Origin of the sequence: Bifidobacterium sp. SKU (genome assembly GCF_026016405.1) — a bacterium.
GTDB lineage: Bacteria > Actinomycetota > Actinomycetes > Actinomycetales > Bifidobacteriaceae > Bifidobacterium > Bifidobacterium bifidum.
Genome location: NZ_CP092890.1, coordinates 2,149,035 through 2,173,098, shown reverse-complemented (window position 1 = coordinate 2,173,098; position 24,064 = coordinate 2,149,035). Strand labels below are relative to the sequence as shown.

Here is a 24,064-nt window from a genome sequence, read left to right as displayed (position 1 = left end):
GTGGCTGTTGGTCGCGGCGGTGGCCGCAGAGGCCCCGTATGACAAGATCGTGACCGGCCGATGGTGGGATTGGAGCGTGATGAATCCCATATTCGGACTTCTGATCGCGCTGGTGGTCTGCGCCCTGGCGGTCTGAAACGGGCGGCGGTCTGAAACGGGTTCAGTCCGTGTACAGGGCGTCTGACTCGCGCAGCACCAGGGTCGGCTGCACGATTTCATGCGGCTTCTCGGGTTCCTCTCCGTTGATGAGCTTGATTGCCTTCTGGGCGGCCGAACGTCCCATCTTGAACGGGTCCTGTTTCATGGTGGTGAGGTTGACGGTGTCGGCATAGGGGCTGTCGTCGAAGCCGATGATCGAGTAGTCGCGTGGCGTGCGGTGTCCGTAGCGTTCGAGCTTGAGCATCAGCGGAATCGCCATCATGTCTATCTGGCAGCAGATGGCGTCGGGGAACTCGTCCAGCGCGAGCAGCGCCGACAGCGCCGAATCGGCGAACGCGCGTCCGCGCGGCACGGTGACCACCTGCCAGTTGAGTTCGCGCCTCTTCTCGACGTTTTCGCAGGCGCGGATGAATCCGCGGCCGCGGGCGTCGATCGAGGAGTCCATGGACTCGGACGCCGCCGAGCAGGCATACACGATGTGCTTGTGGCCGAGGTTGAGCAGATGCTGGGTGGCCGTGTACATGCCGTTTTCGTCGTCGATGCTGATGGAGGCGTCGAATCCGTCGATGGACGGTGTGTTGATGCCGATGATCGGCACGCGGATGCGCTTGAGCTGTTCGACCTCTTTCTCGTCGATGGCGAAGGACGCCACGAACACCGCGTCGACGTTGCGTCGCACTGGCAGGTCGGTGAAGAACTTGCGGCGCATGTCGGCGGTGTCGATGTGCTGGAAGACGGAGATGTCATAGCCGGCGTCGTGCATGATCGAGTTGATGCCGGCGAAGATCTGGGTGTTGAACCAGCTGGTGATCTCCTCGTTCATGAGCAGCGCCACACGGAACGTCTGCCCGGATTTCAGGGCCGCGGCCGAGCGGGAGATGTTGAAGTCGAGCTGGTCCGCGGCCTGCAGCACCTTGTGCCGTGTCTTCTCCGACACGACTTCGGGGTGGGCGAATGCGCGGGATACGGTGGATATGGAGACCCCTGCCGCTTTTGCCACTTCGCGTATTCCTGCTTTATCCATGTAGACAACTCCTTTGCTGTGTGTTGAATTCCCCATCGTGCCGTGACTGCCGACATCATATTCGTTTCATTATACTGCAAACGTTCTCAAAGAGAAAGGGGCGTGTGTAAGGCTCTTTGAAAATGAAAACCGTTCTCTCGGTTACGGAAAATGACCGCGGAAGTTCACGTTACGTTCGGATACTCGTCGCGTGACGGTTGAATGGCCGACATAGTTTGCTCGGTGAGGGCCGCGAGGCCTTCCGGCGCTGCCGAGAGAGGCTTGCTGTGCCCGACGGCGCCGGTGATTGACCGCCGGGGCATGCCCGGCTTCGTGATTGGAAGAAGAGATCCATGAACATCAACAAAATGCTCAAAGGCGCCGTCGCGGCGTTGACCTCAGCTGCGGCCCTGGGCGCGCTGACCGCTCCGGCGTTCGCCGCGAGCGGCACCTACGATCTGAACGGCAAGGGCGTGGACGCCCTGTCGGTGCACGGCGGCGCCCAGCGCATCGCCACGATCGGCAACGCGAAGGCGAAGAACGTCATCCTGTTCATCGGCGACGGCATGGGAGATTCCGAGATCACCGTCGCACGCAACTACCTGCACGGCGTCAACGGCACGTTCCAGGGCCTCGACAAGATCGGCCAGCCGGGCGCACTCCAGACCTCGACCGGCGAGGCCGCCGAAAGCGGCGTCGGCCAGTACACCACGTTCTCGCTGGGCGGCAGCTCCAACGATTCGCTGATGGCCAAGGATTCCAAGGGCCAGCTCACCGGTTCCAAGACCGCCGGCGTGATCACCCCGGTCACCGACTCCTCCGCCTCCGGCTCCGGCTGGGCGACCGGCACCAAGACCTACAACAACGCCGTGTCCGTGGACGTCAAGGGCAACCCGCAGCTCAACCTCATTGAGCTCGCCAAGGCCAACGGCCTCGCCACCGGCAACGTGACCACCTCCGAGATCCAGGATGCCACTCCGGCGGTCCAGGAATCCCACTCCTCCGAGCGCGCCTGCTACGGCCCGCAGGGCAAGTGGGACGGCACCGACAAGAACGGCGACGGCAAGGTCGATATCAAAGACGCCGAGCTCGCCGGCATCGGCAGCTGCCTCGCCGACCAGCTCAAGGCCAACGGTGGCATCGGCTCCATCTCCGAGCAGCTGCTCGACACGCGCGCCGACGTGACCATCGGCGGCGGCGCCAAGTACTTCAACCAGCTCGACGAGAACGGCAACACCCTGTGGCGGCAGGCCGCTGACCGCGGTTTCCAGACCGTCAAGAGCGGTGACGTCGACGGCTTCAAGAACCTGACCTACAAGGATGGCCAGCCGGTGCTCGCCCTGCTCGGCGACGGCAACCTGCCGACCCAGTTCAACCCGTCTGTGGCCACCAAGCAGGACGCCGCCAAGGACGAGAACCCGACCGTGTGCACCACCAACGCCAAGTGGCTCGGCAATCAGGGCGCGTCCCTCGCCGACTTCACCGACAAGGCGCTCGACCTGCTGCAGGCCAACCCGAAGTCCGAGAAGGGCTTCTTCCTGCAGGTCGAAGGCGCTTCCATCGACAAGCAGGACCACAACGCCAACGCCTGCGGCCAGATCGGCGAGACCGACGACCTTGACAAGGCCATCTCCGCCGCCCTCAAGAAGGTCGACCTGAGCGACACCCTCATCATCGTGACCGCCGACCACGCCCACACCTCGCAGATCGTCGAATCCCAGCCGTACTACGCGCTGAGCACCGTGCTGAAGAACGCCGACGGCTCCAAGACCACCATCTCCTACGGCACCTCCGAGAAGAACCTGTACTCCGACGGCCAAGACACCGAAGGCGCGGCCGATTCCAGCAAGGCCCAGGGCAACATGAGCCACACCGGCACCCAGCTGCGCATTGCCGCATCGGGTCCCGGTGCGTCCCGCGTGGATGGCCTGACCGACCAGACCGATAACTTCTACACGATCGCCGGCGCCCTTGGCCTGGCGACCGACACCACATCGCAGAACAACCTGTCCAACGGCGGCAAGGTCACCGTGAACAAGGACAAGGACGGCAAGTACAGCGCGGCCGTCACCGGCTTCAACGGTGACGCGGTGCTGTCGTACCAGCTGGTCGACAACGCCTCCAAGAAGGTCGTCGCCGAGTCCAACACGTCCACCCCGCTCTCCGGCGTGCGCGTCGCCACCGCGGCCACCACCTCGATCTCGTTCGCCGACTTCACTCCGGCCGAGGGCGCGTCCTACACGCTGACGGTGAACGGCCGCCAGTCCGGCAAGTCCGCCTCCGTGAGCTTCCCGTCCGCCTCAGGCTCCGCCGACAAGACGCCGAACGGCGGCAACGGCAGCGGCACTGTCGCTCAGGGCACCGTCAAGGAGCCGACCGCTCCTCTGGGCAAGACCGGCGCGACCGTGCTCGGCCTGGCGCTGATGGTGCTCGCTCTGGGCGCCGGCGCGATGGTCGTGCGCTCCGTCAAGGCGGGTCGCCGCTAAGCTGACGCTCGCCGCGATTCGTGACGTCGCCTAGGGCGACTGATACGCCAGCCGGCCGCAACCTGTGATGGTTGCGGCCGGCTCTTTGCATTTGGGTGCTCTCAGAACTCGCAGATACGGCGGCTTTTTCGCTAAGAAATCGGTGTATCTGCGAGTTTTGAGAGCGGACTTGAGTGATATCGACTCAAGTTTTTGTGAAGAAGTGGGAATAAAAGCTGGTGCTCGAAAGTTGAGTGGTGTAGGCTCAAGTTTTGGAAGGCAAAACGAGGGCAACCTTGAGGCGAAGACCCGTGGGCGTCGATCGAGCACCGATGGCCGCGGGGCCAAGACTTGAGCAAGCAAACGTAAACGAACAAGATATTTAAGGAGCACACATTATGGCACGTGCAGTTGGTATTGATCTGGGTACTACGAATTCCTGCATCGCGACCCTTGAAGGTGGCGAGCCCACCGTCATCGTGAACGCCGAAGGCGCGCGCACCACGCCGTCCGTGGTGGCGTTCAGTAAGTCCGGCGAGATCCTGGTCGGCGAGGTCGCCAAGCGTCAGGCCGTGACCAACGTCGATCGCACCATCAGCTCCGTGAAGCGTCACATGGGCACCGACTGGACCGTCGAGATCGACGGCAAGAAGTGGACGCCTCAGGAGATCTCCGCGCAGATCCTGATGAAGCTGAAGAGGGACGCCGAGGCGTACCTCGGCGAGCCCGTCACCGATGCCGTCATCACCTGCCCGGCATACTTCAACGACGCCCAGCGTCAGGCCACCAAGGACGCCGGCAAGATCGCAGGCCTGAACGTCCTGCGCATCATCAACGAGCCGACCGCGGCCGCGCTGGCCTACGGTCTTGAGAAGGGCAAGGAAGACGAGCGCATCCTGGTCTTCGACCTCGGCGGCGGCACCTTCGATGTGTCCCTGCTGGAGATCGGCAAGGACGACGACGGCTTCTCCACCATTCAGGTGAAGGCCACCAACGGCGACAACCACCTGGGCGGCGACGACTGGGATCAGAAGGTCATCGACTGGCTCGTCGGCGAGGTCAAGAACAAGTACGGCGTCGACCTGTCCAAGGACAAGATCGCGCTGCAGCGTCTGAAGGAAGCCGCGGAGCAGGCGAAGAAGGAACTGTCTTCGTCCACTTCGACCTCCATCAACATGCAGTACCTGGCCATGACGCCCGACGGCACCCCGGTGCACCTGGACGAGACCCTGACCCGTGCGCACTTCGAGGAAATGACCTCCGACCTGCTGGGCCGCTGCCGCACGCCGTTCAACAACGTGCTGCGCGATGCCAACATCTCCGTGAGCGACATCGACCACGTGGTGCTGGTCGGTGGCTCCACCCGTATGCCGGCCGTCAAGGAGCTCGTCAAGGAGCTTACCGGCGGCAAGGAAGCGAACCAGTCCGTGAACCCGGATGAGGTCGTGGCCGTCGGCGCCGCTGTGCAGTCCGGCGTCATCAAGGGCGACCGCAAGGACGTCCTGCTGATCGACGTGACCCCGCTGAGCCTTGGCATCGAGACCAAGGGCGGCATCATGACCAAGCTCATCGACCGCAACACCGCCATTCCGACCAAGCGCTCCGAGGTGTTCTCCACCGCGGAAGACAACCAGCCGTCCGTGCTGATTCAGGTCTATCAGGGCGAGCGTGAGTTCGCTCGCGACAACAAGCCGCTGGGCACCTTCGAGCTGACCGGCATCGCGCCGGCTCCGCGTGGCATCCCGCAGATCGAGGTCACCTTCGACATCGACGCCAACGGCATCGTGCACGTGTCCGCCAAGGACAAGGGCACCGGCAAGGAGCAGTCGATGACCATCACCGGTGGCTCGGGCCTGCCGAAGGACGAGATCGACCGCATGGTCAAGGAGGCCGAAGCCCACGAGGCCGAGGACAAGAAGCGCAAGGAGGACGCCGAGACCCGCAACCAGGCCGAGGCATTCGCCTACCAGACCGAGAAGCTGGTCAACGACAACAAGGATAAGATCTCCGACGAGATCGCCAAGGAAGTCACCGACAAGGTGAACGCCCTGAAGGAAGCCCTGAAGGGCGAGGACATCGAGAAGATCAAGAGCGCGCAGAGCGAGCTCATGACTTCCGCGCAGAAGATCGGCGAGGCACTGTACGCGCAGCAGGGTGCTGCGGGCGCTGCTGATGCTGCCGGTGCGGCTGCCGGTGCGTCGGGTGCCGCCTCCAACGGTGGCGATGACGACGTGGTGGACGCCGAGGTCGTGGACGATGACGACAAGAAGGACAACAAGTAATCATGTCCGAGTTCAACAAGGACGATTACCTGAACGACCTGCCTGACGCGGACAACCTGTCCGCCACCGGGCAGGCCGGCCCTTCCGACGGCGCTGCCGCCGGTTCTGCCGGCAAGGCGTCGGACTCGGCCAAGTCTGCGGATGCGTCTGCTGATAAGGGCGCTGCCGGCCCGGCTGGGGACAAGGCGTCCGCCGAAGCGGGCCCTTCCGATAAGACCGGTGACTCCGCTGCCGCGGCTGCGGATGACGGAGCGGCCGCCGACGACTCGCTGACCCCGCTGGGCAAGGCCAAGAAGGAAGCCGCCGACTATCTCGAAGCGTTGCAGCGTGAACGCGCCGAGTTCGTCAACTACCGCAATCGTGCGCAGCGCGAGCAGGAGCGTTTCCGCCAGCATGGCATCATCGACGTGCTGACCGCGTTGCTGCCGGCGCTCGACGACATCGATCGCATCCGCGAACACAGCGAGATGGACGACTCCTTCAAGGCCGTGGCCGCGAAGATCGACAAGGCGTTCGAGAAGTTCGGCGTGGAGAAGTTCGGCGAAAAAGGCGAGGAATTCGACCCAACCAAGCATGAGGCGATCCTGCACAAGCCGGACGCCGAGGCCGAGAAGGAGACCGTCGACACGGTCGTGGAAGCCGGCTACCGCATCGGTGACCGCGTGATCCGCGCCGCCCGCGTCGTAGTAGCCTCCCCGCAAAACTAACCCCCCTCCCAAGAGGAGTTTGCGGAAATCCGACCACCCTCAGATTTCCGCAAACCACCTGTCTCATCTCGCTGTCACCGCAGCAAGCGTGCGATACCACACTCGCGCAAAACATGCACCCGACTCGGAGATGCGACGCAAGTCACTGCACCTAACGAGTGCGGAGCGGGCGGGCATGTTGTCCGACCGTAAACCTCGGCCCGAGCGGCCTGGAGCGAAGTCGGACAACATGCCCGCCAGCTCCGCACGGTCTACGGTCTCCGCACCGCCCCAAGTGTCCGCTACCCCAAGCGACAAAACTCCGCACGGTCGCGCGTTGACCGCAGACACGATCACATCACCGTCGTCTCCGCTCCGGTCACAGCAAACATGCCGACCTCCGCGGTGACGAACGCCAATACGCAACAACAGAAAAACAACATACGACACACATACACGCATACACGAAAGGAGACCTGAATGGCTGAGAATGAATGGCTGAGCAAGGATTTCTACAAAGTCCTCGGTGTCTCCAAGGACGCCACCGAGGATGACATCACCAAAGCGTACCGCAAGCTGGCGCGCAAATACCATCCCGACCTGAACAAGACGAAGGAGGCCGAGGAGAGGTTCAAGGACATCTCCGAGGCGTACGACGTGCTCAGCAACAAGGAGCAGCGGCAGAAGTACGACGCGATCCGCCAGTTCGGCATGGGCGGGGCGCGTTTCTCTGGCGGTTCCGGTCAGGGCGGGTTCGACGCTTCCGGATTCTCGGATATCTTCGGTTCGATGTTCGGCGGCAACGGCGGCAATGTGCGCTTCAGCACGTCCGGCGGCGGTCCGAGCAATCTCAACGACATCTTCTCGATGTTCGGCGGGGCTGCCGGTGGCCGTGGCGGTGCGAGCTATGGCGGTTCGCGTTACGGTAACCCGTATGAGGAGCCGCCGACTCCGCAGCGCGGCGATGACCGCAAGTCCAAGATCACGTTGACGTTCCGTCAGGCGGTCAAGGGCGCTACCGTGTCGCTGCGCGTGGACGGCAAGCAGTTCAAGACGCATATTCCCGCCGGGGTCAAGGACGGGCAGAAGATTCGTATCGCAGGCAAGGGCAGGCCGGGCAGCAACGGCGGCGCGAACGGCGACATGTATCTGACCGTGCAGGTGAAGCCGGATCCGCGGTTCACGATGCGCGGCCATGACATCGTCATGGATGTGCCGGTGACCGTAGGCGAGGCTGTGGCCGGTGCCCGCGTGGAAGCGCATGACATCGATGGCGAGACCGTCACGTTCAAGGTGCCGGCGGGCTCGTCCAGTGGCGCGGAGATCCGTGTCAGCGGCAAGGGCGTTCAGTCCGCCACTGCCGGCGACCTGATTGGTTGCGTGCAGATTCGCGTGCCCGCGAAGCCGGGTCTGGGCGCGAAGCACGCCGCGAAGGAATTCGACAAGTCCGTCGAGGGCTACGTCGAAGCGGTTGCCGCCGAGCGGTAATCCTCCCGGCGGCATCTCGCATCGTCGCGGAGCGACTGGGGGGGCACCATCACCCCGCAGCCGATAATCAACGTTAAGGAGATGATGATCATGGCGCGAATCGCACAGGAAGTCAGGCGTGCGTATGCTGCTTGCGCCGCGGCGTTGGTCTCCGGCGGCGTTGATCTCGATGCAATCGACGCGCTCGGCTTAAACGTGGAGATGCCGGTGTTCACGGTGAGTCAGGCGGCTCAGATTGCGGGCGTGCATCCACAGACGTTGCGTCAGTACGACCGCCTTGGTCTGGTGGTGCCTCAGCGCACGGAGGGTGGTGCGCGGCGCTACACGCTTCGTGACGTGGCGCGTCTTGCGCAGGCGCAGCAGTTGAGCCAGGACGAGGGTATCAATCTCGCAGGCGTCACGCATATTCTTTCGTTGCAGGAGGAGAACAGGCAGCTGCGCCGGCAGATTCGGCATTTTCGCCGTCGACTGGACGGCGATAGCGTGTTCGAGGCCGGTATGGATGGTGAAGTCGTCGAGGTGCGGCAGTCGCCGTTCTATCATGTGCGTCGGCGCGGGCGCGCATATATCGCGCCGTTGCAGATCACATCCGGTCGCGAATAGGCGGCCGTCATCCCGTCATAGTCCCATCTGGCATCCGCTGGATGGGACTTTTGTCGTATGGGGACGTCTTGTATCCCGCCATCGTCCCGTTTTATTCCTGTCGGATGGGACTTTGGGCGGGTGCTGGATGGGAAGTGGGGGGATGATACGGAATCGCAGACAATTGTATGTCATTTTGTTCACAATGTAGGCTATAATACTGTACCCGACAGCGATTTTGCTATGCCAATGAAGATTGAATAGCAAGATACTATACAAATAACGCTTGATGGTGAGGAAGCCATGCCGTCCCATAGGTGGAACGGCGGTCGGGGCCCAAAGTCGTGACCCGGCGTTGCACAGGAGAGGAACACACATGGTTCGTTCGACCAAGCCATCGCTGCTGCGCCGTTTTGGCGCGCTGGTGGCGGCCGCTGCCATGCTGGTGGTACTGCCCGCAGGGGTATCCACCGCGAGTGCGGCCAGCGATGATGCTGACATGCTCACCGTCACGATGACGCGTACCGACGCCCTCGGCGACGAGGTATATGTCGGTGACACGCTCACCTACAGTTTCACCAACACCAACAACACGAGTTCGGCATTCACCGCATTCCCCGCCGAGTCGAATCTGAGCGGTGTGCTGACCACAGGAACGCCGAACTGCCGTTATGAGAACCTTGCGGGAGGCGCTTCCTACCCTTGCTCCACGGCCAGCCACACCATCACTGCGGATGATCTCACGGCCGGCAGCTTCACCCCGCGTACCGTGTGGAAGGCCACCTCTGACCGAGGGGGCACTCAGGTGCTGCAAGACAACATCGTCTCCACCGGCGATACCGTCACCGTGAAGGAAGGCAAGCGCCCCGATCCGGCCACCATCCCCACAGACCGTGCCGATGGTGAGGCCGTGCGCCTGGCCACCGCCCGCCAGAACCTCGGTACCGAATGCTACCGTATTCCGGCGCTCGCCGAGGCGCCCAACGGCTGGATCCTCGCCGCATTCGACCAGCGTCCCAATACGGCGATGGCCAACGGCAGCGGCGTCAAGTGCTGGGATGCCCCGCAGCCGAACTCCATCGTGCAGCGCATCTCCAAGGATGGCGGCAAGTCGTGGACGCCGATCCAATATGTCGCGCAGGGCAAGAACGCCCCGGAACGCTACGGCTATTCCGACCCATCCTATGTGGTCGATAAGGAGACCGGCGAGATCTTCCTGTTCTTCGTTCACTCGTATAACAAGGGCTTCGCCGACTCTCAGCTTGGCGTCGATGAGAGCAACCGCAATGTGCTGCATGCGGTCGTCGTCAGCTCAAAGGACAACGGCGAGACGTGGAGCAAGCCGCGTGACATCACCGCTGACATCACCAAGGGTTACGAGAACGAGTGGAAGTCCCGTTTCGCCACCTCCGGTGCCGGCATCCAGCTCAAGTACGGCAAGTACAAGGGTCGTCTGATTCAGCAGTATGCCGTGGGCCGTACGACCGGTTCGAACGCCGCGGTATCCGTGTACTCCGACGACCATGGCAAGACCTGGCAGGCCGGCAACCCGGTGACGGGCATGCTGATGGATGAGAACAAGGTCGTGGAGCTGTCCGACGGTCGCGTGATGCTCAATTCCCGTCCGGGCGCGGCGGGATACCGTCGCGTTGCGATTTCGGAGGACGGCGGCGTGAACTACGGTACGGTCAAAAACGAGACGCAGCTGCCGGATCCGAACAACAACGCGCATATTACGCGCGCGTTCCCGAACGCTCCCGAGGGTTCGGCGAAGGCGAAGGTGCTGCTGTACTCGTCGCCGCGCGCGAACAACGAGGGCCGTGCGAACGGCGTGGTCCGCATCTCGCTCGATGACGGTACCACGTGGTCATCCGGAAAGCTGTACAAGGAAGGCTCGATGGCCTACTCGGTCATCACCGCGCTGAGCGACGCCGCTGGCGGTGGTTATGGTCTGCTGTACGAAGGCGCTTGGGTCACCGGCGGCGGCATTGACAGCCACGACATCATGTACACGCACATTTCCATGGATTGGCTCGGCTACCTGTCCGCCACCGCAGATGACGTGACCGCTTCGGTTGAAGAGGGTGCCAGCACGGTGGACGTGACCGTTCCGGTGAGCAACGTCGGTTCTGTGGATTACACCGGTGTGACGGTGACTCCGGCCGATCTGCCGACCGGATGGTCTGCCTCTCCGGTGAACGTGGGCGCTCTTGCCAGCGGCACGTCCAAGGACGTGACCGTCACGGTGAATGTTCCCGCAACTGCCAAGAAGGACGATGTCGCCAAGATCGTCCTGCGCGTGACCGGCACGTCCGCTGCGAATGCCAACGCCACGACCGGCTTTGACGGCTCCATCACGGTGAACGTCACCGAAAAGAGTGAGCCCGATCCTGAGCCGGAGCCGACCATCACGGGTGTTTCGGCGGTGACGTCGCAGGCTGGTGTGAAGGTCGGTGACGTGTTTGATGCGTCGAAGGTGTCGGTGACCGCGGCGATGAGTGATGGTTCGTCGAAGGCGTTGGCTGCCGGCGAGTATTCGCTGTCGGCTGTGGATGCTGACGGCAAGGCGGTCGATTTGGCTGAGCCGTTCGCGGCGGCTGGTGTGGTGACGGTCACGGTGAGTGTGCCTGTGGAGGGTGCGGGTCCGTTGACGGCATCGTTCACGATTGACGTGGCCGAGAAGAGCGTCGACCCTGAGCCCAAGCCCGAACCCGAACCCAAGCCCGAACCGGAGAAGCCGGCCGGCCCGAAGGTCGACGTGCCCACCGAGCAGCCCGGCCTGTCCAAGACCGGCGCTTCCACGGCAGGCATGTCCATCGTGTTCGTCTTGTTGGCGCTGTCCGGTATCGCGGCGTTGTCGCTGCGTCGCCGCTCCGTTCACTGATCTGACCGAGACTTCACTGCCGCGGCGGTAAACCGCCCGGCCGATGAGTGACGGCATACAGGAAAAGCCCCCGAAACACGGGGGCTTTTTCATGTTGTAATTCGTTCACTCTGTAGACTACAATGAGGGAAATTTCAGCGTATCGCTGTGATTCTCATATAACCGATAGTTCATAAAAATCATGCGGTAAAGAAGCCGACTGCGCCGAAGAAGACGCTGCTACCCCCGTATCGGTCCGGAAGCTGACCTGCCGCAGAGAAGAAAGACTCGATATGACCACAATATTCCGACGTGCCACGGCAAAAACGCTGATGCGCAAGCTCAGCGGGCTGCTGGTGGCCATCGCCATGCTGGCAGTGCTGCCGGCTGGCACCATCAGCGCAAATGCGGCGGACGAAACACCCCAAGAATATCTGCAACTCACCCTGACCCGCACCGACAGCAACGGCACCCCGGCCGAAGTCGGCGACAAGCTCACCTACAGTCTCGGCTACAAAAACGTTTCCGATACCGGTTTCATTGTGCATCCCACGGCGTCGAACCTCAACAATGTCGCCACGCCGCAGTCGGCGAGCAACCCCAATCCCATGTGTCGGTGGGGGAATCTCGCGGCGGGTGCTTCGGCTGCATGCACTTGGAGCGCGAGCAAGGAGTTCGCCTACCATGTGGTGACCGAAGACGATGTCGCAAACGGCTTCACGCCCACCGCGACCGTAGCGGCGACCACTCAGGACGGCACCAATGGCGTTCTGCAAAGCGTCGACATCACCGGCGAGACGGTGCCGGCCGTCCCTGCGACCTCCACACTGCGCGTCGCCATGCAGCGTACCGATACGCTCGGCGATAACGTGAAGATCGGCGACCGGCTGACCTTCAACTTCACCTACACCAACAAAACCGCGCAGAAGATTTATGCCTACCCGAGCGAGTCGAACATCGAACGCGTGGACGTGGTGTCCTATCCGAGAAACAGCTGCCGATCCGGAGTAGAAGCCAACCAGACCGCATCATGTGGGTTCGCCTATCACGTCATCACCGCTGAGGACGTCGTGGCCCGCAGATACACGCCGACAGCCACATTCCGCGCCACATCGGACCGCGACGGCACGCAGGTGCTGCAAGATGACATGACGTTCACCACCGGCACGGTGACCGTCGCGGGGCCGGCCGACGACGCCGCGTCCACGCCGACGGAGCGCAAAGACGGCGAACCGCTCCTGCTGGCGACCAACAAGCAGATCGGCAACACCGATTACTACCGCATCCCCGCCATCGCGCAGGCACCCAACGGCTGGATTCTCGCCGCATGGGATTTGCGTCCGAAATTGGCGGCGGACGCGCCCAACCCGAACTCGATCGTGCAGCGCATCTCCAAGGACGGCGGCAAGTCATGGGAGACGCTGGCATACGTGGCGCAGGGACGCAGCGCCACCAACAAATACGGCTACTCCGACCCGTCCTATGTGGTCGACGAGGAAGCCGGCAAGATCTTCCTGTTCTGCGTGAAATCGTACGATCAGGGCTACTTTGGCTCCGTATTGGGTGTGGAAGATGCACGCAACGTGCTGCAGGCCGTCGTCATGGAATCCGACGACAACGGCGCAACATGGAGCGAGCCGCGCAACATCACCAAAGACATCACCAAGGGTCACGAAGACGAGTGGAAGTCCCGTTTCGCATCCTCCGGCCATGGCATCCAGCTCAAGTACGGGCAGTACAAGGGCCGTTTGATACAGCAATACGCTGTGCGCACCACGAGCAACACGAACATCGCGGTGTCCGTGTATTCCGACGACCATGGCAAGACTTGGAAGGCCGGCAACCCCGTGACCGAAGTGAACATGGACGAGAACAAGGTCGTGGAGCTGTCCGACGGTCGCGTGATGCTCAATTCCCGTCCGGGCGCGGCGGGATACCGTCGCGTTGCGATCTCGGAGGACGGCGGCGTGAACTATGGTCCGATCAAATCGGAGACCCAGCTGCCGGATCCGAACAACAACGCGCAGATCACGCGCGCGTTCCCGAACGCTCCGGAAGGTTCGGCGAAGGCGAAGGTGCTGCTGTATTCGGCGCCGCGTGCGAGCAACGAGGGCCGTGCGAACGGTGTCGTGCGTGTTTCATTCGATGATGGCACCACATGGTCGGCCGGCAAGCTGTTCAAGGCAGGCTCGATGGCCTACTCGGTCATCACCGCGCTGAACGACGCCGCCGGCGGTGGTTACGGTCTGCTGTACGAAGGCGAAAGCATTACCTACACGCGCGCGTCGATGGAATGGCTGGGATATCTCACCGCCACGGCGAGCGGCACCGCGACCGTCAAGGAAGGCGAGGGGACGCTGACCGCGCCGGTCACCGTCACCAACGACGGTCTGACCGACTACACGAACGTCACCGTGACCCCCACAGGTCTGCCGTCTGGTTGGAGCGCCGAAGCCGTGAACGTCGGCAATCTTGCCGCCGGTCAGAGCGCGACCGTGAACGTTCCGGTGACTGTGCCTGCGGCGGCTGTCAGTGGTACCGTCGCGAAAGCGACGATGAAGATCACCGGCAAGTACGCGCAGTCCGAAGACACGCTGCACAGCTTCGCCGAAGGCGAGTTGGCGGTGACCGTCACCGAACCGGATCCCGCAGCCAAGCGGCTCAAACTCACCATCGAACGTACCGATGACAACGGAGCCCCGGTCAAGGTCGGTGACACGCTGACCTACCGGATCACCTATGAGAACGTCGGCACGCAGTCATTCGCGGTCTATCCGCGCGAATCCAATCTGGACGGCGTGACGACCCCGCAGTCGGCGAGCAACCCCGCTCCCGTATGCCGGTGGAGCAGGTTGGCTCCGGGAGCGACCGGTGCATGCGTCAGCGGCAACGGCAAACAGCTCGCCTACCACACGGTGACGGAAGCGGACGCGACGGCCGGCTCGTTCACGCCGAGCGCGACCATCGACGCCACCGCAGACGCGAGCGGCGAGACGGTGCTCGAATCAGTGTCCATCACCGGTGACCCCGTCACCGTGAGCCAGCCGGTCGAACTGCCGGCGGACATCGCCGCATGGAAGACCCGCAACGAGGCGCTCGCCGACTGGCAGACGCTCTCCGAAAAGCTCGCAAAGACCGACCGCATCAACTGGCTGTTCACCGGCGACTCCATCACGCACGGCGTGCAGTTCACGCGCGGCTACCGCACCTATTCGGAACTGTTCGCGAACCATCTGGACACCACGCCGGTGCGCGGTGTATCCCGCGCCAACGATGTGGTCATGAACACCGGCATCTCCAGCGCGGACGCCAGTTGGCCGCTCAAGGACGGCGCATTCGAGAAATGGGTGTCCGACAAGCACCCCGACGTCGTGTTCCTCACGTTCGGCATGAACGACGGGCGTACAGGCCAGGCGTTCACCGTCGACCAGTACACCGCCAACCTGTCCACACTGATTGACAAGATCCGTGACCTCGGCGCCATCCCGGTGCTGCAGACGCAGAACTACACGACCAACACGACGTTCAACGCCAACCTCGACACGTACTTTGACGCGGAACGTCGACTCGCGCTCGACAAGAACGTGCTGCTGGTGGACTTCAACAAGCAGTGGCTGGAACTCGGCGGCGGCAACCGCGAATCCGGCACGTATATGGGTGCCGGCAACGACATCCACCCCGGCGAGAACGGTCACATCGAATGGGCCAAGTTCACGCTGGGAGCGCTCAATATGATCGCCAACGACGACCCGCTCGCCCGGTGGAGCAGCTCCGACACGACACTGGACAAGCCGACCGTGACGGTGGACGCCGACGGCAACGGGCTGAAGGGCTTGGACGGGCTTGAACCCGCCCCGGCCGCGGCCAAGTCCGTGGGCAAGTTCCTCTCCGGCGCACAGTACGTTGACCTGGGCGGCGATGTGGTGAGCGCTGTGGCCGGCAAGCGGGAGTCCAACGTGACCATCAGGTTCCGTGCGTCGGCGACCGGACAGCCGCAGACGCTGTTCTCGCTGGGCGACTCCGACTCCGCGACCCGCGCGACCGTGCGCCTGAGCGCGACCGGTCTGGTGCAGTTCCTCAACTCCGGCAACACCGGCGACTTCTACACGGTCGGCACGAACGACCTCGCGGATGGCGCATGGCATACGGTGTCCGTGAACTTCGTGGCGAACGGCTTCACGATCTATGTTGACGGAGCCGCGATGCGCGCGATCAGCGGCGGCGCGGGCACTCAGCTGAACGTGCCGGGCGCGATCACGGTGAACACGGCCACGGCCGGCGCGATCCGCGGGGCCGACAGCGCCGGCGGCGCGCAGCAGCTCACCGGCATTGTCGATTACGTCGCCGCATGGAGCCGCACACTGACCGGTGCGGAAGCCAAGCGAATCAGCGCCGAAACCAGTGCCGTGGCGGTGACGAAGGTCGATGCGGCGGTGAACGCGTTGCAGCCGATCATCTCCGATACCGGTGCTCGCAAAAATATCGTGTTCGTGGGTGGCGAGACCATCGAAGGCGGGTATACGGATCATCTGATTGCCAAGAACATCGTGCAGCTGCTCGACGAGCGCGTGCGCTGGGAATACGTCACCGGGCTGAGCGCCACGGACCGCGAACGGCAGCGTGCCAAGTTCTTCGTGGCGGCCGGGCAGGGCGGTCTAACTGCCAAGCAGATGGACGAGGACTACGCTGCGATGGTGGGTGAGTATTCGCCGGACATCCTCTTCTTGGCTCCGGACCTGTATGACGCTGACGGGAATCTTGCGGAAAGCGACGCCGCCGCGTTCGCCGGGCATATTCGCTCCGTGGCCGCCAAGGCGAAGGAGGCGGGCGCCAAGGTCGTGCTGGTGACGCCGGTCACCGTGCGCGGCGGGGAAGACGAGTATGCCGGCGCTATGCGCACGGTGGCCAAGGAAGACGATTTGCCGCTCATCGACGCGCAGGCGTGGATCGGCAAGGTCGTCGCCGCTGACGCGAGCGTCAAGACCGCGTGGTTCAACAAGGCCGGCCAGCTCAACTACGCCGGGCATCTCGGTTACGCGCGATTCATGATGCGCTCGCTCGACCTGTACCCGAGCAACGTGTCAGGCAGCCGCATCGCGTCGCTGCCGTACGACACCGCCAATGTTACTTTGGTCGGAGCGAGTGAAAACGGTGGCGAGCTGCCGGTCGGGCGCGTCGAGGGCACCGACAGGGCGCACATCGACACCATGCAGATCGGTGCGGCGGCTTCGCTGGTGGTCGCCGACAGCTACGCCGTCTACGAGATCGGCGAGGACGGCGGGCGGACCCTGGTCGCGGACGGCCTCAAGCCCGCGGATGTGCTTGCGGATGGCATCGACGTGACCGTAAACGATACGGCGGCGCACCGGTATGAAGTGGTCGGTTCGGCGAACGTGCCGGAGGGCGCGGACGCCGTGACCGTGACATATACGGCGACGCTGGCGGCTGTCGAGGAGCCGGAGCCCGGGCCGGATCCCGATCCCACTCCAGACCCGAGCGAAAAGCCGGACGGTGACGGTACCGGTGACGGCACTGGCGCCGGTGCCGGCGACGTGCAGAAGCCGACCCCGGACGCTGTGGCGAAAACCGGTGCGGATGTGTTCGGTCTTCTTGCCGCAGTGGCGGCGCTGCTCGCGGCAGGCGGTGTGACGCTGTCGCTGCGCCGTCGCGCGAATCGGTAAGTCTCTCGACTGGGCGGCGGCAGTCAACGGTTCGTTTCGATTTCGACTGATTGCCGCAGCCCGTACCGAATCGGTTGACTGGTCTTGAGGGCCGTTGGCGGAAATCCTGCCAGCGGCCCGCTTTCGTTTGCGCTGATTGCGGGTTGCCTCGGTCGAAGTATGGTCGTTGCTGAGTCATGAGCGTGTAATGGACGTCAAGAAAATGGACGTCAAGAATCAGGCGCCCTCTTCGAGGTCATCTGGGATAATGAAAACGAAAGCCCGGTTGCTGGGCATGCAGGCATACAGTTGGCGTCAATACAAGGTGGGTTGTGCATGAGTGACATGTTGTTGAAGGCCGTGTTCTGGGATCTGGACGGTACGTTGATCGATTCGGAACCCTACTGGCACGAGGGCGAGATGGAGATCGCCGCGGCGCATGGCGGGTATTGGGATGAGGATCTAGCGTGGTCCTGTTCTGGCACTCCGCTTGACCATTGCGCGAAAACGATGATCGAGCACGGGACGAATCTGCCGCCCGAGCAGATTGCCAAGGCGATGGTCGATTACGTCGCCAAGAAGGAGTTCGAGAGGGTGCCTTGGACGAATGGCGTACTGGACGTGCTGGGGTCGCTGGTCAATGCCGGGATTCCCTCCGTGCTGGTCACGACATCGCCGCGCAGGCTCGCTCAGAACGTGATTGATCATGCGCCGGCCGGCGCGTTCGCCGGATTCGTCTGCGGTGACGATGACCTGCCGCATAAGCCCGATCCGGCTCCATATCTGGCGGCGGCGAAGATGCTCGGCATCGAAACGGGCGTGGCCGGAGCCGATGGCGCCGCGGCGCTCCCTGGCATCGCGAGGTGCGTCGCTTTGGAGGACTCGGCCACGGGCATCGCCTCGGCTGTCGCGTCCGGAGCCACGACCATTGCCCAGCTCGGCTTCAACCGCAACGCCAAAGCCGACGGTCCGCAATGCGCCTCCATCGACGGCTTCGCCGGCATCACCGCCGAAGCGCTGAATGCCTTCATCCGCCAGCGCCTCGGCTCCTGAACCACCAGCGGTCGCTGAATCTTCCTCCCGCTGGCGGGGCTGTCGACTGAAAGCCGACTGGGGCGGTCTTTACCGTATCGGCCCTAGACCCCCCCCAGTCTCGCTGTGCTCGACAGCCCCCGCCAGCGGGGGCATATGGTCATCGGGGACGAAAAATGAAAAAGGCCGATCCCGGTGGAATGGAATCGGCCTTCGTGGAGCTGATGGTAATCGAAACCACGACCTCTTCGATGCGAACGAAGCGCTCTACCAACTGAGCTACAGCCCCTTGGATGTTGCCTTGCTTCGCAGGACAACTCAATACACATTAATACGACCCATGTCCAAATGCAAGCCGGCGTGTGTGAAAATTGGGTGCCGGTTATGGGCTGATATGCGTCACTGTGCGTGGGGTGCGTCACTGGGTGAGCCCTCACCCAGTGACGCAACGGAACGTAATCAGGCAGGCCGGGCGGCCAACAGGAGTGGCCGGTCGCGTTACTTGTTCTGCGTGCCGGCCGCCACACTCGATGAGTTCGCCGCGGTACCGGGCTTCTTGCCGAATTTCGCCTTGAGCAGTCCGATGATGGTCGGCAGCAGCGACACCAGCAGAATCAGCACGATGACCAATTCGAAATGCTTCTGCACGACGGGGATGTTGCCGAAGAAGAATCCCAGCAGTGTGAACAGCGTGGACCAGCACAGGCCGCCCAGCACCGAGAACGGGGTGAACCGGCTCCAGCGCATGCCGGAAATACCGGAGATGAACGGCATGAACGTGCGGATGAATGGGAAGAAACGCCCGAGGAACACCGCCAGTGGCCCCCATTTTTCGATCATCTTCTCGGTTTTCGCCAGCCGTTCCGGCGTCATGGCCTTCACCTTGCCTGACGCGATGATTCGGCGTCCGAAGAAGTGTCCGATGAAGTAGTTGCTCTGATCGCCCAGGATCGGAGCAATCCACACTATGGGCAGCAGTGCCATCAACGGCAGCCCGCTGTCGCCCTGCGCGGCGAAGAAGCCGGCTGCGAACAGCAGCGAGTCGCCGGGGAGGAACGGGAAGAACACCACGCCCGTCTCAATGAATACGATGAGAAAGATGAAGCCGAGCGCAGGTGCGGTGCCCATGGCAATCCAGCTGGCGATTGCGCCGCGAGGGTCCTTCAGCAAATTGACGATGAAATGAACGAAACCCATGAAAATTCCCGTCACTATCAATGGTGTAATTCCATTAAGAAAACTCTAAGAACCATACCAGCGGGGGTGTAACAGGGGAGATGCGGTATATAGCGGTGCGGATAGGCGGTTTTGCGTTCTTAAGTGCGCACTGAAACGACGACCGTGCGTACTTAGGTACGCAAACAGGGTCATTTGCGTTCCTATGTTCGCGCACTTGTCGTTCCGGCGCGCACTTAAGAATGCAACGGGTGGTCGTCAGGTACTTGGCGTGCGGGATACTGGGAACCATGGATACTGTGCAAGATGATTCGCAAGTCGTGCCGGAGGGCGCCTCGCCGGACGCCACTGTACCGGAAGCCACCGAGCCGAAGGCCGCCCCGCGGACGGTCATGGTGCCGAGCGGCACCGTTGTGCTCGCCGCCACGCCGATCGGCAATGTGGGCGACGCCTCCGACCGGTTGAAGGCGCTGCTGGCGGACGCCGACATCGTTGCGGCCGAGGACACGCGGCGACTGTATGACCTCGCGAACCGACTCGGCGTGCACGTGAACGGCACGGTCATCGCCTATCACGACCACAACGAGCGAGCCAAGGCCGACGGGCTGCTCGACCGTGTGGAGACCGGCGCCACCGTGCTGGTGGTATCCGACGCGGGCATGCCGACTATCAACGATCCCGGACTGGCGATCGTGCGCCGGGCCATCGAGCGTGGGCTGCCGGTCACGTGCGCGCCCGGACCGAGCGCCGTGCTCGACGCGCTCGCGCTCTCCGGCCTGCCGACCGACCGGTTCTGTTATGAGGGGTTCCTGCCGCGCAAGCACTCCGAACGCGTGCAGCATCTGCGCATGCTGCAGTCCGAGCGCCGCACGATCGTGTTCTACGAGACGCCCCATCGCATCGCGGATTCGATGGATGACCTGCTCGATGCGTTCGGCCCGAACCGCGCGATGGCGTTGTGCCGCGAGCTGACGAAGGATTATGAGGAGATTCGTCGCGGCATGGTCGGCACGATACGCCAAGGCGTCGTTGACAATCCGCCGCGCGGCGAGATGGTGCTGGTGATTGGCGGCGCGTCGGATGAGGAGGCGGAGGCGGCCGCGCCGGCGACGTTGAGCATCGACGATCTGGCCGTGCTGGCCATCGACCGTGCCCTGGAGGATGGCGTGCGCATCAAAGACGCGATCGCGCAGGTGGTCGCCGAACATCCGCTGCCGGATGGCTCGTTGCCGAACCGCAAGCAGGTGTATACGGCCGTTCTGGCAATGAAATCCTGACTTATGCCGCCGGCAGACCGTCGAGCAGGATGGTCAGGGCGCGGTTGACGCCGGGGCCGCCCGCCTGCGCGACGTATTCCAGAAGTGCGGCGTCCGCGCTGGGATTGGCGACCAGCCAGCGCCGCAGTTCCGGCTCATGCTCGGCGATGAACCAGAGCACTTCCGGCGCGGTCGCGGGATCGCACGCCAGCAGCGGGGAGAGTCTGAGCGGCGGAGGGGGAGGAGCCGCCCGCGTTGACCGCCGTGACGCCGTCGCCTGTTCACGCCGTTGCAGAGCATGCATCCGTCTGCCGGGAATGCTCTTGCGTTTGGCTCGTCTGGCTTGACTGTGCCGAAGCCGTTGCCTGGCCGTCCCCGCGCGGGGACGCTCGCACAGCGTCTCCGCGGGATTCTGCAGTCGCTGCAATGTCTTCTCCTGTGATGGCATTCGCATGTGGCTCTCCTTTCGTCGTGTTGATGCGTCGTGTTGATGTGTCGTGGCGGTGAGCCGTGTCGATGGTTGAGTCGGACGGGAGGCCGATGCGGCCCCGCGACAGCTTGCAATCAGAAGAAATGCTTCATCGATGTGAACAGTTCCCTGGCCGGTTGGGTGTTCGGCCAGAAATGGTTGTCATCGAGCGTCTGCATGCACTGCGCAAGACTGACCTGATACTCCTCGAACAAGGCGCACAGCACGTCGCACGCGTCGTGCTCGTTCAGCTCTCCCGGCGTCAGCAGCGCGATGTCGCAGGCTGTGCGCATCGGCGTGGTGATGCGCAGGTTCCCGACCTGTATGACGTGCTCGGGAGCCGTCTTGCGGTTGAAGACGCGAATCTTCCGTCCGTGCGAATCCGCCCGGTAATGGGAGCTGGATATGACATCGACTGTGCGTGGGAACGTGCCGCCGAGCCATACCCACGCGGCGGTGAGCGCGCATGCGATCGTCCCGAACGGGATGAGTTTCAGCGCGATCATCGCGCGGCCGTACAGGGTGTCGGCGTGCTCGGCGCTGTAGGCGTTGGTTTGGTCGAGCGAGTGCAGGGTGCCGAAATGCGTCAGCCGAGCCATGCTGAGCGGACCGGGAAGGTCCTTGTGGGTGAGCAGTGGCGTGGTGTCGATACGCGGCATGGTGCCGCGCGCGATGAGGTCGGAAACGATTGCGACGGCGTTGTCGCTGCGGCTGATTGTGCCGGCTGACTCCGTGCCGGGCCGCGTTGCGCCGGGCTGAGTCTTGCTTGGTGCCGTCGCAGTGGGTCGCGTTGCGCTGGGCGGCCCTGTGTCGGGCTGTGTCGCGTTGGGCTGCGGCTTGCCGACTTTTGCCGCTTCAGCGACATCCGTCTGGTCGGGCGCCGGCGCGACTCCATATCTGATATCCGAAGGCAGTATTCTGTTCATACGCCGACCATAACCATACGATGCGGCGGTCCGCCACCGACCTGGCGAAATCTGTGGATATGTGCATAACTCACGTTCCGCGACGCCGCATTGTGGATAATGCTGTGGATACGCCGCGGTGTCCCCGCTGAGCCGGATAATCGGGATTTATGAGTCATGTTTTGGTAAATGTCGCTTGGCCGTACGCGAACGGCCCCCGTCACATCGGGCATGTCGCCGGTTTCGGCGTGCCCTCGGACGTCTACGCCCGATATGAGCGTATGAAGGGCAACGACGTGCTGATGGTGTCCGGCACCGACGAGCACGGCACCCCGATTCTCGTCGAGGCGGAGAAGGAGGGACTGACCGCCCAGGAGCTCGCGAACCGCTACAACCGCGTGATCGCCAAGGACCTGTGCGACCTCGGCCTGAGCTACGACCTGTTCACCCGCACCACCACCGGCAACCATGAGCATGTGGTGCAGGAGCTGTTCAAGCAGTGCCTGCAGAACGGATACATCTATAAGGGCACGCAGAAGGTCGCGATCTCGCCGTCCACCGGACGCACGCTGCCGGACCGCTACATCGAGGGCGAATGCCCGATCTGCCACGCCGACGGCGCCCGCGGCGACCAGTGCGACGCCTGCGGCAACGAGCTCGACCCCGACGAGCTGATCAACCCCGTCTCCAAGATCAACGGCGAAACCCCGCGCTTCGAGGAGACCGAACACTTCTTCCTCGACCTGCCGGCGCTCGCCGAGGCGAACCTCGCGTGGCTCAAGACCCGCAAGGGCTGGCGCACCAACGTCATCAACTTCTCCATCGGCCTGTTCAAGGAAGTCAAGCCCCGCGCCATCACGCGCGACATCGACTGGGGCATCCCCGTGCCGGTGGCGGGATGGATCGACAATCCGAACAAGAAGTTGTACGTGTGGTTCGACGCGGTGATCGGCTACCTGTCGGCCTCCATCGAATGGGCCCGCCGCCAAGGCGACCCGGAGAAGTGGCGCGAGTGGTGGAACGACCCGAGCTGCCCGGCCTACTACTTCATGGGCAAGGACAACATCACCTTCCACTCCCAGATCTGGCCCTCCGAGATGCTTGCCTACAACGGCAAGGGTTCCAAGGGCGGAGAGACCGGTGAACTCGGCCCGCTGAACCTGCCTGAGCAGGTGGTGGCCAGCGAGTTCATGACGATGGAGGGCAAGAAGTTCAGCTCGTCGCGCGGCATCGTCATCTACGTCAAGGACATCCTCGCTCGCTACCCCGTGGACGCCGTGCGCTACTACATCTCGATCGCCGGCCCGGAGACCTCCGACGCCGACTTCACGTGGGCCGAGTTCGTACGCCACAACAACGAGGAGCTGGCCGCGAGCTGGGGCAATCTGGTCAATCGCGTCGCCAACCTGATCAACAAGAACTTCGGCGAGATCCCGGCGCTCGACGAGGACTCGATGACCAACGAGGACCGTGCGCTGCTCAAGGAGACCTCGGACGCGTTCGACGAGATCGGCGCGCTGATCGAGAAGCATCACCAGAAGAACGCGCTGGTCGCCGCGATGCGCGTGGTCGGCGACATCAACAAGTACATCTCCGCCGAGGAGCCGTGGAAGATCAAGGACGACGAGGCTCGTCTGGGCACGGTGCTGCATGTGGCAGCGCAGGCGGTGTACGACGCGAACCACCTTCTGGCGCCGTTCCTGCCGCACGCGTCGCAGAAGGTCTACGAGGCGCTGGGCGGCTCAGGCGTATTCTCGCCGCTGCCGCGCCTTGAAGAGGTCGAAGACCTCGACAAGCCGGGCTTCACGTACCCGATCATCACCGGCGACTACAAGCTCGGTGAGACCGTGCACCCGTGGGAGAGTGAGCGTCTGGTGGCCGGCACTCCGGTGCCGAAGCCGCATCCGATTTTCGCGAAAATTCCGCCTGAGGCTGTGGCCGAGGAGCTCACCCGCTTCGACACCGAGCTCGCCGCCCGCAAGAAGGCCGAGGCTGAGCGGTTCGCCGCGGCCCAAGCCGAACTCAAGCAGTGAAATCT

At 63.2% G+C, this 24,064-nt stretch carries 14 protein-coding genes and 1 tRNA gene; 10 read left to right on the top strand and 5 right to left on the bottom strand.

The window, feature by feature from the left end:
• Positions 1-160: 160 nt before the first annotated feature.
• On the bottom strand, positions 161-1,183 hold the full coding sequence (locus MMB49_RS09225; protein ID WP_014760779.1) for a LacI family DNA-binding transcriptional regulator: 1,023 nt from the start codon (positions 1,181-1,183) through the stop codon (positions 161-163).
• 332 nt (positions 1,184-1,515) lie between these two features.
• Here MMB49_RS09225 and phoA point away from each other — a divergent pair, with 332 nt between their 5' ends.
• The 8 genes from phoA to MMB49_RS09185 all read left to right on the top strand — a co-directional run bounded on the left by phoA (position 1,516) and on the right by MMB49_RS09185 (position 18,241).
• A complete protein-coding gene (phoA, locus tag MMB49_RS09220; protein ID WP_047271114.1) occupies positions 1,516-3,648 on the top strand; it encodes an alkaline phosphatase in 2,133 nt (710 codons plus the stop codon).
• 377 nt (positions 3,649-4,025) lie between these two features.
• On the top strand, positions 4,026-5,909 hold the full coding sequence (dnaK, locus tag MMB49_RS09215; protein WP_003814044.1) for a molecular chaperone DnaK: 1,884 nt from the start codon (positions 4,026-4,028) through the stop codon (positions 5,907-5,909).
• A gap of 2 nt (positions 5,910-5,911) precedes the next feature.
• Positions 5,912-6,616, top strand: coding sequence for a nucleotide exchange factor GrpE (gene grpE, locus MMB49_RS09210; protein ID WP_047271112.1), 705 nt, complete (start codon positions 5,912-5,914; stop codon positions 6,614-6,616).
• A gap of 459 nt (positions 6,617-7,075) precedes the next feature.
• Positions 7,076-8,083 (top strand): DnaJ C-terminal domain-containing protein, encoded by a 1,008-nt coding sequence (locus tag MMB49_RS09205; protein WP_013390361.1) that lies wholly within the window; start codon positions 7,076-7,078, stop codon positions 8,081-8,083.
• Between the two features lie 90 nt (positions 8,084-8,173).
• A complete protein-coding gene (locus tag MMB49_RS09200; protein ID WP_082247831.1) occupies positions 8,174-8,686 on the top strand; it encodes a heat shock protein transcriptional repressor HspR in 513 nt (170 codons plus the stop codon).
• Positions 8,687-9,041: 355 nt separating this feature from the next.
• Positions 9,042-11,549, top strand: a complete 2,508-nt coding sequence (locus tag MMB49_RS09195) for an exo-alpha-sialidase (RefSeq protein ID WP_047271107.1) — start codon at positions 9,042-9,044, stop codon at positions 11,547-11,549.
• A 272-nt stretch (positions 11,550-11,821) separates the two neighbouring features.
• Positions 11,822-17,209 (top strand): GDSL-type esterase/lipase family protein, encoded by a 5,388-nt coding sequence (locus tag MMB49_RS09190; protein WP_047271104.1) that lies wholly within the window; start codon positions 11,822-11,824, stop codon positions 17,207-17,209.
• A 315-nt stretch (positions 17,210-17,524) separates the two neighbouring features.
• On the top strand, positions 17,525-18,241 hold the full coding sequence (locus MMB49_RS09185) for an HAD family hydrolase (RefSeq protein WP_047271101.1): 717 nt from the start codon (positions 17,525-17,527) through the stop codon (positions 18,239-18,241).
• Between the two features lie 195 nt (positions 18,242-18,436).
• On the opposite strand, the gene MMB49_RS09180 is transcribed toward MMB49_RS09185, so the two are convergent.
• Positions 18,437-18,509 (bottom strand) — tRNA-Ala (locus MMB49_RS09180).
• A 209-nt stretch (positions 18,510-18,718) separates the two neighbouring features.
• Positions 18,719-19,417 carry a DedA family protein gene (locus tag MMB49_RS09175; protein ID WP_017143635.1) on the bottom strand — a complete coding sequence of 233 codons (699 nt, stop codon included), beginning with the start codon at positions 19,415-19,417 and terminating at the stop codon, positions 18,719-18,721.
• A gap of 269 nt (positions 19,418-19,686) precedes the next feature.
• Here MMB49_RS09175 and rsmI point away from each other — a divergent pair, with 269 nt between their 5' ends.
• On the top strand, positions 19,687-20,673 hold the full coding sequence (gene rsmI, locus MMB49_RS09170; RefSeq protein ID WP_047271099.1) for a 16S rRNA (cytidine(1402)-2'-O)-methyltransferase: 987 nt from the start codon (positions 19,687-19,689) through the stop codon (positions 20,671-20,673).
• A 1-nt stretch (position 20,674) separates the two neighbouring features.
• On the opposite strand, the gene MMB49_RS09165 is transcribed toward rsmI, so the two are convergent.
• Together MMB49_RS09165 and MMB49_RS09160 are read right to left on the bottom strand one after the other, a co-directional pair.
• Positions 20,675-21,106, bottom strand: coding sequence for a hypothetical protein (locus MMB49_RS09165; protein WP_082247819.1), 432 nt, complete (start codon positions 21,104-21,106; stop codon positions 20,675-20,677).
• A gap of 110 nt (positions 21,107-21,216) precedes the next feature.
• Entirely contained in the window at positions 21,217-21,780 is a 564-nt protein-coding gene (locus MMB49_RS09160) for a hypothetical protein (RefSeq protein WP_003814067.1), read from the bottom strand.
• Positions 21,781-22,196: 416 nt separating this feature from the next.
• On the opposite strand from MMB49_RS09160, the gene metG reads away from it, so the two are divergent.
• Positions 22,197-24,059 (top strand): methionine--tRNA ligase, encoded by a 1,863-nt coding sequence (gene metG / locus MMB49_RS09155; RefSeq protein ID WP_013390353.1) that lies wholly within the window; start codon positions 22,197-22,199, stop codon positions 24,057-24,059.
• Positions 24,060-24,064 lie beyond the last annotated feature (5 nt).

Coding starts and splice junctions, on each gene's coding strand:
- MMB49_RS09225 (WP_014760779.1), bottom strand. CDS start 1,183: ATGGATAAAGCAGGAATACGCGAAGTGGCAAAAGCGGCAGGGGTCTCC.
- phoA (WP_047271114.1), top strand. CDS start 1,516: ATGAACATCAACAAAATGCTCAAAGGCGCCGTCGCGGCGTTGACCTCA.
- dnaK (WP_003814044.1), top strand. CDS start 4,026: ATGGCACGTGCAGTTGGTATTGATCTGGGTACTACGAATTCCTGCATC.
- grpE (WP_047271112.1), top strand. CDS start 5,912: ATGTCCGAGTTCAACAAGGACGATTACCTGAACGACCTGCCTGACGCG.
- MMB49_RS09205 (WP_013390361.1), top strand. CDS start 7,076: ATGGCTGAGAATGAATGGCTGAGCAAGGATTTCTACAAAGTCCTCGGT.
- MMB49_RS09200 (WP_082247831.1), top strand. CDS start 8,174: ATGGCGCGAATCGCACAGGAAGTCAGGCGTGCGTATGCTGCTTGCGCC.
- MMB49_RS09195 (WP_047271107.1), top strand. CDS start 9,042: ATGGTTCGTTCGACCAAGCCATCGCTGCTGCGCCGTTTTGGCGCGCTG.
- MMB49_RS09190 (WP_047271104.1), top strand. CDS start 11,822: ATGACCACAATATTCCGACGTGCCACGGCAAAAACGCTGATGCGCAAG.
- MMB49_RS09185 (WP_047271101.1), top strand. CDS start 17,525: ATGAGTGACATGTTGTTGAAGGCCGTGTTCTGGGATCTGGACGGTACG.
- MMB49_RS09175 (WP_017143635.1), bottom strand. CDS start 19,417: ATGGGTTTCGTTCATTTCATCGTCAATTTGCTGAAGGACCCTCGCGGC.
- rsmI (WP_047271099.1), top strand. CDS start 19,687: ATGGATACTGTGCAAGATGATTCGCAAGTCGTGCCGGAGGGCGCCTCG.
- MMB49_RS09165 (WP_082247819.1), bottom strand. CDS start 21,106: ATGCGAATGCCATCACAGGAGAAGACATTGCAGCGACTGCAGAATCCC.
- MMB49_RS09160 (WP_003814067.1), bottom strand. CDS start 21,780: ATGCCGCGTATCGACACCACGCCACTGCTCACCCACAAGGACCTTCCC.
- metG (WP_013390353.1), top strand. CDS start 22,197: ATGAGTCATGTTTTGGTAAATGTCGCTTGGCCGTACGCGAACGGCCCC.